Below are 12369 nucleotides of genomic sequence, written 5' to 3' on the forward strand. Positions count from 1 at the left end.
GACCAGTCGAGCTCGATCCCGAGGCCCGGCCGTTCCGGCACCTGCACGAGGCCGCCGCGGATCGCCAGCGGCTCCCGGGTCAGGGCCTCCCCGTCCTGCCAGATCCAGTGGGTGTCGATCGCCGTGACCTTGCCCGGGGCCGCCGCGGCCGCGTGGGTGAACATGGCGAGCGACACGTCGAAGTGGTTGTTCGAGTGCGAGCCCCAGGTCAGGTCGTGATCGCGGCAGAGCTGGGCCACCCGGACCGAGCCGGCGAGCGTCCAGAAATGCGGGTCGGCCAGCGGGATGTCGACGGCGCCGAGCTGGATGGCGTGGTTCATCTGCCGCCAGTCGGTGGCGATCATGTTGGTCGCCGTGGGCAGACCGGTGGCGCGGCGGAACTCGGCCATGATCTCGCGTCCGGAGAACCCGCCTTCGGCCCCGCAGGGATCCTCGGCATAGGCCAGCACGTGGCCCTGGCCCTTGCAGAGCCGGATCGCCTCGTCGAGGGACCAGGCGCCGTTCGGGTCGAGGGTCACCCGCGCCTTCGGGAAGCGCTCGTGGATGGCGGTGACGGCGGCGATCTCGTCCTCGCCGCGCAGCACGCCGCCCTTCAGCTTGAAGTCGTTGAAGCCGTATTGCGCATAGGCCGCCTCCGCGAGTCGGGCCACGGCCTCCGGCGTCAGCGCCTCCTCGTCGCGCAGGCGGAACCAGCCGTCGCGGGCACTCGGCGCCCGGTAGGCGAGGTCCGTGCGCGTGCGGTCGCCGACGTAGAACAGGTAGCCCAGCATCTCGACGGCGTCGCGCTGCTGCCCCTCGCCGAGGAGGGCGGCCACCGGCACCCCGAGGAACTGGCCGAGCAGATCGAGGAACGCCGTCTCGACGGCCGTGACCGCGTGGATGGTGATGCGCAGGTCGAAGGTCTGCAGACCGCGCCCGCCCGCGTCCCGGTCGGCGAAGCGCGTCCGCATGGCGTTGAGGACCGCGTTCCAGGCCCCGAGCGGCCGGCCGATCACGAGGTCCCGGGCATCCTCCAGCGTCTTGCGGATGGCCTCGCCGCCGGGGACTTCACCGAGGCCGGTGGCGCCGGTCGAGTCGGTGAGGATCACAAGGTTGCGGGTGAAGAACGGGCCGTGCGCGCCCGAGAGATTGAGGAGCATGCTGTCGTGGCCGGCGACCGGCACGACCTTCATGTCGGTCACCATCGGCGTGTTGCGCGCGGCGTGGCCCTGGTCGTTCAGCATGGCGTTCCTCCTCGATGCATGGGGTGGTCGAGCCGCGCGGCCGGTCTCCGCCGAGCGCACGCGGTTCTGTCGGAGCGGGACCGGATCGATCCGGTCTCGGAGGTCAGCTCGCCTTGAGCTCGACGCGGCGGATCTCGCCGACAACCACAAGGTAGCAGAAGCAGGCCACGAGGGCGTTCAGGCCGACGAAGACCAGGGCGCCGTTGAACGATCCCGTGCTCTGCACGATGTAGCCGATCACGATCGGCGTGGTGATGCCGGCGGTGTTGCCGAAGGTGTTGAACAGGCCGCCCGAGAGGCCGCCGCTCTCCCGCGGCGAGGTGTCGGCGACGACCGCCCAGCCCAGCGCGCCGATGCCCTTGCCGAAGAAGGCCAGCGCCATCAGCCCGACGACGACCGCATCCGTCTGGACATAGTTGCAGCCGATGATGCTCATCGAGAGCAGCATGCCGCCCACGATCGGGATCTTCCGGGCCGCGGTCAGCGAGAAGCCGCGGCGCAGCAGCATGTCGGAGATCACGCCGCCGAGGATTCCGCCGATGAAGCCGCAGAGCGCCGGCAGCACCGCCGCGAAGCCGGCCTGCAGGATCGACAGGCCGCGCTCCTTGACGAGGTAGACCGGGAACCAGGTCAGGAAGAAGTAGGTCAGCACGGTGATGCAGTACTGGCCGACATAGATGCCGAGCAGCATCCGGTTGGCGAGGAGTTCGCGCAGCGTCTTGCCGGCATGGCCCTGGGTCTGGGTGCCCTGGCCGTCCATGTCGAGCAGCGCGCCGCCGGCCTCGATGTAGTCCCGCTCCGCCTGATTCATGGACGGGTGGTTCTTCGGGCTATCGACCACGCGCAGCCAGATGACCGCGAAGGCGATGCCGAGCAGGCCCATGCTGGTGAAGACGTGGTGCCAGCCGAAATTGTGGACGATCCAGGCCATCAGCGGCGTGAACAGCACCGTCGCGAAGTACTGGGCCGAGTTGAAGAACGCCGAGGCCATGCCGCGTTCGCGGGTGGGGAACCACGCCGCGACGATCCGGGCGTTGGCCGGGAAGACCGGGGCCTCGGTGAGGCCGACTGCCAGGCGCAGGGCGAACAGCATGACGACGGCGGTGAGGCCGGTGAAGAAGCCCACCGCCCCCTGGGCCAGGGTGAAGCCGGACCAGAGGGCCACGGCCGCCGCGTAGACCCATTTGACGCTGTAGCGGTCGAGGAGCCAGCCGCCGGGGATCTGCGCGAGGACGTAGGACCACGCGAAGGCCGAGAAGACGTAGCCCATCTGCACGGGCGTCAGGCCGAGCTCCTTGGCCATATCGGGCCCGGCGATCGAGATGGTGGCGCGGTCGGCGTAATTGATCGTGGTGGCGGCAAACAGCATCACCACGATGAGCAGGCGGACGCGGGTACGGCGCGCCGCATCGGCAGCGTCGAGCATGGTGGTGCTCGCCGTGCCGCTCGTGAGGGCACTCATGGACGTTCTCCCAGGATGGATGCCGCCCGATTGCGCCCGGGCGGCGGGTCGGGCCGCCGTTGGTTCGGCAGCTCCGGTCTTGGCGAGGGTGGAGGGTCTCAGCGGCGATCGCCGATCAGCGCCTTCAGCTCAGCGTGTTCGGCGGCGTCGAGTTCGGTGAGCGGCGGCCGAACCGGACCGGCATGGCGGCCCACGGCGGTCATGCCCGCCTTGACGATCGAGACGGCGTAGCCGCGCTTGCGGTTGCGGATCGCGATGTAGGGCAGGACGAAGTCGCGCAGCTCCCGGTAGACCGCGTCGCGGTCGCGCCGGCGCACCGCCTCGTAGAAGGACAGCGCCCATTCGGGCAGGAAGTTGAAGATCGCCGAGGAGTAGGTGGTGACGCCCATCTCCAGATACGGCAGCGCGAAAGTCTCGGCGGTCGGCAGGCCGCCGACATAGGTGAGGCGGTCCCCCAGGCCGGCATAGATCCGCGTCATCAGCTCGACGTCGCCGACGCCGTCCTTGAAGCCGACGAGGTTCGGGCAGCGGTCGCACAGGCCGGCCAGGGTGTGCTCGTTGAGCTGGGCGTTGGCCCGGTTGTAGACGATGACGCCGAGCGCGGTAGCGCGGCAGACCGCCTCGATATGGGCGGCGAGGCCCGCCTGCTCGGAGCCGACGAGATAGGGCGGCAGCAGCAGCAGGCCGTCCGCGCCGGCGGCCTCGGCCGCCTGGGCGAGCTCAACCGCGAGGGCGGTGCCTTGGCCGGCCGGAGCGATGACCGGCACGCGGCCGCGGGTCTCCTCGACGGCAGCGCGCAGCACGCGGTCGATCTCGGTGGGCGTGAGCGAGAAGAACTCGCCGGTGCCGCCCGCCGCGAACAGGCCCGAAACCTTGTAATCGGCCAAGCGGCTGAGATTGTCCCGGTAGGCGGTCTCATCGAAGGCGAGGTCGTCGCGGAAATGGGTGACCGGGAAGGAGAGCAGGCCGGAGCCCAGCGCGTGGGCCATCTCGGCCGGGGTCATTCTGGACATCCGCTTCACTCCCTGATCTGCGCCATTCAGCGTTGCATCAGGGGTAGATCGGCGATTTAAATGCGTCCAACGCTCATTATAGCTGGATTATCCCGGATCCTGCATCAATGTTCGATCTTGGCCACGCCCGCAGCTTCATAGCCGTCGCCGAGGAGATGCATTTCGGCCGGGCTGCGGCGAAGCTCAACCTGACCCAGTCGCCGCTGTCGCGGCAGATCCAGATGCTGGAGCAGACGCTCGGGGTGACGCTGCTCGATCGCACCACCCGGGCGGTCCGGCTAACCCCGGCCGGACGCACGTTCCTGGCGGAAGCCTACCGGGTCCTGGCGGCGGCCGAGAGCGCCGCGCGCATCACGCAACGCGCGGCCCGGGGCGAAAGCGGCGTGATCCGGCTCAGCTTCACGGCGGCCTCGGCCTATCGCACGCTGCCACATGTCGTGGCCCATGTCCGGGCGAGGCTGCCCGAGGTCGATCTCGTGCTGGCGGAGATGGTCTCCGACGAGCAGATCCTGGCGCTTGAGGAGAACCGCACCGATCTCGCGATCCTGCGGCCGGCCCCGATCCTTCAGGATCCCAAATCGTCGATCGCGACGGCACCGCTGGTGAGCGAGCGGCTCCTGCTCGCGGTGCCCCGCGGCCACCGCTTGGCGACGGGCCGCGTGCCAACGCTTCAGGATCTCGACGGCGAGGCGTTCGTGACCTGGTCGCCGAAGGGCGGCCGATACTTCATCGATCTGCTCGACACGCTGTTCGAGACCGGCGGGGTGACGCCGCGGATCGTGCAGCGGGTGAACCAGGTCCACGCCATGCTGGCCCTCGTCGGAGCCGGCATCGGGATCGCGCTCGTGCCGGCGAGCACCCGGGGCAACAGCATGGCGGACATCCGATTGCGGCCGATCTCGCTCCCCGCAACCGCCCGGCCGGAGCTTTTGCTCGCGTGGCGCCGTGACAATGCCAATCCCTGCCTGGTTTCAGTCAGGACGATCGCACTTGAGACCGTCGAGGGCTAATAAATACATTTGCCACTGCGTCTTCGCGTGTGAGACGGGAATTGCCTGCCTCCGCTGCGCGCTCAAGCCCCGCTGCACGCCGGCGGAGACGCGCTGTGTGCACGAGGGCGTGTTCGATGCGATGCGGGAGCGGCTCGACCGGAGGCCGGACGCCATGAAGATCCGTCACCAGACCGTGGAGCACCTGTTTGGCACGCTGAAGGCCTGGATGGGAGCAACGTAGTTCCTGAACCGGAACTTGGCCAAGGTCAGGACCGAAATGAGCCTGCAAGTTCTGGCCTACAACATGAAGCGGATGATTCAGATCTTCGAGGTCGGTCCGCTGATGGCGGCGATCCGGGCCTGAGGCCCGCGACTTCGATCTGCGACGCTACTCCGCGCGTTCCCTCAAACCCTGAATGATCTGCGTTCTCACACGGCTTGGTTGGATTTCCGCCGGTCAGCTATCGGGAAGCTACATCGAGAAACCGGACGCTCGCTGGACTAGCGACGCATGACAGCTTCGCGCCCAATTCTGCAGTAGCAGGCAGGGCATCCCGTCCCCGATAACGGACGAACAGGAAGTCACCCAAAGCAGTCCTTCCCACGACCAAGCGAATTGATTTCAGCTGCGGAGATAAGCCTTCACGTTGAGCTGATCGCGACCCGCCGGCCGACGCAAGCGTCGGGGTTCCAGGTCTCCAATAGCCATGGCACGCGCGAGCCAGGCATCGGCTTGGCGTAGAGGTAGCCCTGAGCGTCGTCGCAGCCCATCGCCGCAAGGTGCTGCGCCTGCTCCACCGTCTCGACGCCTTCCGCCGTGACTTTCATCCCGAGGTTCCGGCCGAGGCCGATCACGGCCGCGACGATCGCCGCGTTGTCCGGGTCCCGTTCCAGATCGCGCACGAAGCTCTGGTCCACCTTGATGTGGTCGACGGGGAACTGCTTCAGGTGCGTGAGCGAGGCGAAGCCGGTCCCGAAATCATCGAGCGCGATGCTCACGCCGCGGGCGTGCAGCCGTGCCAGCGTCGCGGGCACGGTCTCCGCCCCCGCACCGAGGAACACCGTCTCGGTGACCTCGACCTCGAACTGCGTCGCCGGGACCCCGAAGCGGCTCAGGACATCGAGGATCATGCCGGCCAGATCGGGCTTGCGGAACTCGGCCGCGGCGAAGTTCACCGCCACGCGCCCGAAGTCGATGCCGCGCACGGTCCAGGCGCGCATGTCGGCCGCCGCCGTTTCGAGAATCCTGTCGCCGATCGCGGTGGACAGCTCCGGATCCTCGAAGGCCGAACCGAAATAGCCCGGCGTCAGCAGCCCCCGCTCGGGGTGCCGCCAGCGGGCCAGCGCCTCGAAGCCGACGATCCGGCCCGTCGTGAGGCAGACCTTCGGCTGGTAATACGGCACGATCTGCCCGGCCGCGAGGGCGGCGCGCATCTCCGCGGCGATCCTCAGCCGGCGCAGGGCATCGACCCGCATCGCGGCCGAGAACACGACGACGCGGTCCCGGCCCCGCGCCTTGGCCTGGGACAGCGCGATGTCGGCGTCCTTGAGAAGCTCGCGCAGGTCGCTGTGGTGATCCGGGCAGGCCGCCACGCCGATGCTGGCCTTGCAGGTCAGCGTCTGGTCCCGGATCTGCAACGGCTGGCGCAGGCGCTCGATCAGCGCTTCCGCATGCTGGACGGCGTTGGGCAGGCGCAGCGGGTCGACGAGGATGAGGGCGAACTCGTCGCCCGTGAGCCTCGCCAGCGTATCGCAGGGCCGCAGACCCTCCCGCAGACGATCGGCGACCTCGTAGATCACGGCATCGCCGACGTCGTGGCCGAGGGTGTCGTTCACGTCCCTGAGATGATCGAGGTCGATCAGAAGCAGGCTCACGCAGGTGCCGTCCAGCTCCGCCGTCGCGAGCGCCGCCTCCACGCGCCCACGGAACAGTTGCCGGTTCGGCAGACCCGTGAGCGCGTCGAGGTTGGCCGTCTGCCACAGCTTCTCCTGCGCCAGCTTGCGGTCCGTGATGTCGAAGGTGATCCCCACGATCCGATCCGCATCGACCCGCTCGACCGACGAACACAGCCATTGCATGCGTCCGGCGGGTGAGACGTACCGGAACTCGCGCTCCTCGCGCGCGCCGCAGGTTCGAATGAAGTCCGCCATCTGAGCGCGATCGTCCGGGTGTACGAGATCCAGGAACTCCGATCGCAATTCCGCCGCCAGACCGAGGATGTGGGGGGCATTCTCGGTTTGGGTAACCCGACCCGTCTTGAGGTTGCGCTCCCACGCCACCATCCGGCCGGCGCGCAGGGCGAGACGCAGGCGCTCCTCGCTGGTGCGCAGCGCGGCGATCGCCCGCCGCTGCTCGGTCACGTCGCGCACCGCACCGACCATGCGGACGGGCCGCCCCCGCGCGTCGCGGACGACGAAGGCCTGGTCGATCACCTCCTTGTAGCCCCCGGCACCGCTGCGGTAGCGGTACTCGGCCTGCCACCGATCGTCCGTGCCGGCGACGGAAGCGGCGAAGCTGGCCATCACGCGCGCGCGGTCCTCGGGATGGATCCGGGCCGCCCAGCGCGACCACGACGGCTTGCTCTCATCATCCGTGTAGGTGCGCACCTCGCCGGTCGCCTTGATCCAGGCGACATCATCCGACGCCACGTCCCAGTCCCAGATGCCGTCCTGCGTGGCGCGCACCGCCAGGCGATACCGCTCCTCCTGAATCCGGATGGTCTCGGCGGCCTCGTGACGCTCGTGGATGTCCGTGATCGTGCCGACCCACTCCCGGACCCGGCCCGTCTCATCCTTCAGCGGCACGGTCCGGCCCAGAACCCACCGGTACCTGTCCTGTGCATGGCGGACCCGGTAGGTGGCGCTGCCCGCCTGCCCGGTCGCCATGGTCGCCTGCCAGATTGCGGTGATCGTCTCCCGGTCCTCCGGGTGCACAACCTTCAGCCAGCCATCGCCGAGATAGGCGTCCGTGGCCTGACCCGTGTATGACGCCCATCCGCGGAACTCGATGATGCTGCCGGCAGCGTCCGCGCGCCAGACCATGGTGCCGGTGGCTTCGATCAGGGCCTGATAGCGCCGCACCGTCGTTTGCAGGTCGGCATCCAGCGCGACCTGTTCGGTGATGTCGCGGGACACGGCCAGAATGCGCTCGGGGCCGTGTCGGCCGCCCGCGAGCGGGCTGAGGTTGACCGCCCACCATTTCGGCTGCCCCGAGGGCGTCGGGCAGAAGCCGCGGAAGCTGGCGCCGCGCCCGGCCCTTGCGTTCGCGAGCGCGGCCTGAGCCGCTTCGTGATCCGCCCCGTGCCAGAACCCGAGCCAGGATCGTCCGAGGAGCGGCTGGCTGTCGTCGATCTCCATCAGCGCCTGACCGCCGGCGCTCATGAACAGGAGGTCGCCCCCCGGATCGACGAGGGTCACACAGTCCGTGCTGCTCTGGAGAAGGCCGCCGAAGAGCGCGTCGAACAGCCCGTGCTCGGTCGGATCCAGACGTGCGAGGTCCGTCGTCGGATCGAGGGCTTTCTCTTCCGCGAGTCCGGGAGGCCCAACCTCCTCGGTCCCGTAGATGTGATAGCCGCCCCGCCCGGCGGCCTTGGCGCGATAGAGCGCCTGATCCGCGAGCCAGAACAGGCGGTCGGGGTCGAGCCCATCGTCCGGCGCGCGCGCGATTCCGATGCTGAGGCCGATGCGCGCCGGATAGCCGCCGAGATCGACCGGCGCTGCGACCGCCGCGAGGAGCCGCTCGGCCAGTGCGCCCGCTTCCTCGACGCAGCCCGTCCCGGTCTGGATGATGACGAACTCGTCGCCCCCGAGGCGTGCCACCATATCCTCGGCGCGCACGACGTCGTTCAGCCGCTGCGCCACCGCGCACAGCACGCTGTCGCCGGCCTGGTGGCCGAGGGTGTCGTTGATCGGCTTGAACTGATCCAGGTCGAGGCAGAACAGCGCGAAGCCGCCGCCCCGCTGGGTCCGCGCGATCTCCCGCGCAAGCTGCTCGCGGAAGAGGAGCCGGTTCGGGAGGCCCGTGAGCGGATCGTGACGCGCCATATGCGCCACCTGCCGCTCCGCCTCCTTGCGCTGAGAGATGTCCCGGATCACGGCGACGTAGCCGTCCGACGCCCCCGTTGCCGGGTCGGTGGTCAGATTGAACGAGACCTCGACCCAGACCCACGCGCCGTCCTTGCGGCGGTACCGTTGCTGGCTGACGGCTTGCTTGAGCGTGCCGCATCCCACCTGTTTGAGCAGACGTGCGAAGGCTCTGGCGTCCTGCGGATGGACGGAGTCGATCGGCTTCGTGCCGACGAGCTCCTCCGGCTCGAAGCCGAGCAGCCGTCTTGCTGCGGGCGACACGTAGCGACGCGTCCCATCGAGGTCACAGCGGACGATCACATCGGTCGTGTTGTCGGCCAGCAGCCGGTACAGGGCTGCGCTCTCACGAGCCTCGCGCTCGGCCCTGCTCATGCGCAGCAAGGTGACGGCGATCTGCGCCAAGCTCCGAAGCTGGCCCTGCTGCTCGGCCGAGAAGGTGCGTGGCACCCGGTCGATGATGCACAAGGCGCCGAGGTGGATGCCTGGGGCGAGCACGAGCGGCGCGCCGGCATAGAAGCGGATGTGCGGTTCGCCCGTGACCAGCGGATTTGCGACAAACCGCTCATCACGCGTGGCGTCCTCGACCACCATCACCGCGTCGGACAGGATGGTATAGGTACAGAAGGAGACCTCGCGCGGGGTGCTGAGCGTGTCCAGGCCGCATCGACCCTTGAACCGCTGCTCCCTGTCGCCGATGACGCTGACGAGAGCGATCGGAACTCCGAACATCGCCTGCGCCGTCTGGCAGAGCGCGTCGAACTGCGGCTCGGCGGATGAGCCGAAGACGTTGAGATCATGCAAGGCCTCAAGACGCCTGACCTCATTCGGATGAACCGGGTACATGTCTGATCCACTTGGGTCCGCTTGCACCCCCCGGGGTGCCCCATCTCGCTCAACTCGACGATCAGACTATCGAGCATATTTCGATCGATCGGGCTATTGGATGCCTTTACCAATTGTATCGAATGCAATCTATATTCACAAGAGAAGAATTAATCCAAGAAACGGGCGGAAATGTTTCAGATATGATTGCAATACTGTCAACTCGCATGATGCTCGGATTATAAGAAGCAGCGATCATTGAGCTGGCTGCTCGGAGGAGATGGTCTCCGTCAATCTCGAGAGCGCCCTAGCGTTCGCGGTGCGGTTGACATGAACTTGACTGTATTGCGCCCGGTAAACATCGCGCCCCTCTCGCCCGCTGGGATCCGGACGATCCGGGACGGGGCCCACAGCCGCCAACCGCGTCCGGAGACGCGGGTTCGCCGGCAAGCGGCTGCAGCGGCCCCATCGTTTCCGTCATCACCGACCGCCGCGCATATCCGTCTTGCGTGTCTCGACCGGCGCTCTCGGCGTTCCGAGGCCGATGGCTTTGGCAATCTGGGAGCGTTGCTCGGCGTAGCCCGGGGCGACCATCGGGTAGTCGGCAGGCAATCCGTAGCGCGCGCGGTAGCTGCGCGGGTCTAGCCCGTGGCCCGCCAGATGCCGCTTCAGCGTCTTGTAAGCTTTGCCATCGATGAAGCTGATCAGCGTATCCGACGTGATCGACTTACGGATCTGCGCAGGTGTCGCCTTCCGATCGCTTTCGATAGGCGTGTTGGCTGCAACTCCGTTCAGAAGTCCGCTGACCGCCGCATGAATGCGACCTATGAGTTGCGGAAGCTCGGATATGGGAACCGCATTGTTCGAGACATAGGCCACGACGATATTGCCAGCCAACCCAACCGAATTAACGGGACGCCACCCGTCGCCTTCTAACATAAGCTCTCTCTCCGCGATGAGCCGGACATCGATAGTCCGACTGAGGCCGTTGCAGGACTTATAGTAAGTCTTAGTATTATAGACTCCGGCACTAGCCGCCGCCCCAGCTCAAGCCGCCAGAGACGTAATTTTTGCTCATTGTCTGGTTCAGGCGCATCATTATTGGGACGACGTGATCGATATTTAGCTCTTCATTATTATTTTAACGACGAGCCGTAACTAATTATCCATTATTACAAAGAAAATATGGAAATTTAAGAATTAAATAATCTCTCAGCATTCGTTTTAAAATCGCGATGGTTTAAAGATTTACTTCGCGCATTCAGTTTTTGTCGAGCGCCGGCTCAAACGTGGCTCGGATCGTCGTGTTTCGGACGCGATCCCCCCCTCTGTCCCTCATCTCCACTGCCATTGCGATTGCATTCGGTCGCGACACCTTCAGCACAAAGACCTTGTCGATCGTTCACGGCGACTCGGCGCGGGAGCGGTTGAATTCGGTAGGTCCTGCCAGGCCATGTCCCGTGAATACCCGATCTTCGTATGCGTTGAAGGAGTCGCGTCGCATGCGATTTCTCAAGGCGTGATCTGGCGGAGCCGGGTGCCTTCGGCCTACTGGGGTACAGTAAACCACGACGGTGCGGCTTCGAATCGGCTATGGCAGCGCTTATCGTCGGCTATTCGAACGGGCGAGGGCCAGGTGAAAACCGTTTTCACGACAGAACACGTCCACCCGCGCGATCGGTTCGATTTCTGGCACGACGTTGCCCGAAAGGATGTCGTCGATCACGCCTCCACGCCGCGATGCCGGAACACATTTCGCGCTCAGCTTCGCTCAGGGTCGGTCGGCTCCATTGGGCTTGTTTCGTTCCAGAATTCGGAGATGTCGGTCACTCACACACGCCATCACATCGCGCACGCGAACACCGACGAGCTCTTCGTCTGTCGGCAATTCGGTGGTCGGATCGCTCTGGAGCAAGACGGCCGCCAAGTCGTACTCGAGCCGGGGGACATCACGCTGATTGACCCAAGCTTGCAATACCAGGGACGGTTTTCCGAAGCGTCAGAGGTGCTTGTGTTGAAGGTTCCACGGCAGCTCATGGAGGCCCGGCTCGGGCAGACTCGGGAGATGACGGCGCGCACGATCAAGCCCGGCACGGCCGAGACCGGTCTGCTCTCGGCAAGCCTTGCGATGCTGCCGTTCCACACGCCGGAGGCGGGCTCGACCGCGGAAGCGCTCCTGGAGCCGCACCTGCTTGATCTGATCACCCTGTCGGTCGGTCAGACGATGGGGCAGGACAGGGGGCGGACGTCGTCGTCCCGCTCACTCGTCCGCGTGCGACTGCGGGCCGTGATCGAAGCGCGCTTGGCTGACCGAACGCTCGATGCCGGCTCGGTCGCAAGCGCAGCCGGGGTCAGCGTGCGATACGCCAATGCGGTGCTGGCCGACGAGAGCACGTCGATCGTGCAGCTCATCCAGGCGCGGCGCCTCGCGCGTTGCCGGCAGGCGCTGGAAGACCCCATGCAGAAAGGCCGAACCGTCAGCGAGATCGCCTATGGCTGGGGGTTTTCGGACATGACCCATTTCGGCCGCCGGTTCAAAGCCGCCTATGACGTCTTGCCCAGCGAGCATCGTCGGCGCGCAGCACGGAGCGACTGAAGGTCGGTCTCGCGCTTCGAAACGCATCCCCCGGACGAGCCCCTGTCAGGCCGCAGCAGACGTCTCGGTCTGGCGCCGGCGGAGGTGGTGTCTCGTCAGGTCGGTGGGCTCGGCCCTGCGGCCCAGCTTCGACGGCGACGCCCGCGAGAGCGGGAGCGGCGGCAGGAGCGACAGG

At 66.7% G+C, this 12369-nt stretch carries 7 protein-coding genes and 1 pseudogene; 3 read left to right on the forward strand and 5 right to left on the reverse strand.

The genetic code is table 11. The annotated features are described in order from the left end of the window. The 3 genes from MKL20_RS22470 to kdgD all read right to left on the reverse strand — a co-directional run. On the reverse strand, window positions 1–1223 hold a 1223-nt coding region (locus MKL20_RS22470; RefSeq protein ID WP_244038525.1), incomplete at its 3' end, for an enolase C-terminal domain-like protein. A 103-nt stretch (window positions 1224–1326) separates the two neighbouring features. After that, window positions 1327–2685: an MFS transporter gene (locus MKL20_RS22475; protein ID WP_279594936.1), complete on the reverse strand. Its 1359-nt coding sequence runs from the start codon at window positions 2683–2685 to the stop codon at window positions 1327–1329. A 98-nt stretch (window positions 2686–2783) separates the two neighbouring features. After that, window positions 2784–3698 (reverse strand): 5-dehydro-4-deoxyglucarate dehydratase, encoded by a 915-nt coding sequence (gene kdgD, locus MKL20_RS22480; RefSeq protein ID WP_244038526.1) that lies wholly within the window; start codon window positions 3696–3698, stop codon window positions 2784–2786. A gap of 107 nt (window positions 3699–3805) precedes the next feature. Between kdgD and MKL20_RS22485 the strand changes: the two genes are divergently transcribed. Together MKL20_RS22485 and MKL20_RS22490 are read left to right on the forward strand one after the other, a co-directional pair. Continuing rightward, window positions 3806–4708 (forward strand): LysR family transcriptional regulator, encoded by a 903-nt coding sequence (locus tag MKL20_RS22485; protein ID WP_244038527.1) that lies wholly within the window; start codon window positions 3806–3808, stop codon window positions 4706–4708. 43 nt (window positions 4709–4751) lie between these two features. Further along, window positions 4752–5054: pseudogene (locus MKL20_RS22490) on the forward strand (transposase); the annotation flags it as partial. A 278-nt stretch (window positions 5055–5332) separates the two neighbouring features. Here the strand turns inward: MKL20_RS22490 and MKL20_RS22495 are convergent. Together MKL20_RS22495 and MKL20_RS22500 are read right to left on the reverse strand one after the other, a co-directional pair. Continuing rightward, entirely contained in the window at window positions 5333–9577 is a 4245-nt protein-coding gene (locus MKL20_RS22495; RefSeq protein WP_244038528.1) for a diguanylate cyclase domain-containing protein, read from the reverse strand. 501 nt (window positions 9578–10078) lie between these two features. Further along, window positions 10079–10537, reverse strand: a complete 459-nt coding sequence (locus tag MKL20_RS22500; RefSeq protein WP_244038529.1) for a MucR family transcriptional regulator — start codon at window positions 10535–10537, stop codon at window positions 10079–10081. 697 nt (window positions 10538–11234) lie between these two features. Here MKL20_RS22500 and MKL20_RS22505 point away from each other — a divergent pair. After that, on the forward strand, window positions 11235–12194 hold the full coding sequence (locus MKL20_RS22505) for a helix-turn-helix domain-containing protein (RefSeq protein ID WP_244038530.1): 960 nt from the start codon (window positions 11235–11237) through the stop codon (window positions 12192–12194). Window positions 12195–12369: the final 175 nt, after the last annotated feature.

The sequence above is a fragment of the Methylobacterium sp. E-066 genome, assembly GCF_022829635.1.
GTDB lineage: Bacteria > Pseudomonadota > Alphaproteobacteria > Rhizobiales > Beijerinckiaceae > Methylobacterium.

Excerpts from the sequence above, each read along its gene's own strand:
- MKL20_RS22485 (WP_244038527.1), top strand. The coding sequence starts at position 3,806 with ATGTTCGATCTTGGCCACGCCCGCAGCTTCATAGCCGTCGCCGAGGAG.
- MKL20_RS22500 (WP_244038529.1), bottom strand. The coding sequence starts at position 10,537 with ATGTTAGAAGGCGACGGGTGGCGTCCCGTTAATTCGGTTGGGTTGGCT.
- MKL20_RS22475 (WP_279594936.1), bottom strand. The coding sequence starts at position 2,685 with ATGAGTGCCCTCACGAGCGGCACGGCGAGCACCACCATGCTCGACGCT.
- kdgD (WP_244038526.1), bottom strand. The coding sequence starts at position 3,698 with ATGTCCAGAATGACCCCGGCCGAGATGGCCCACGCGCTGGGCTCCGGC.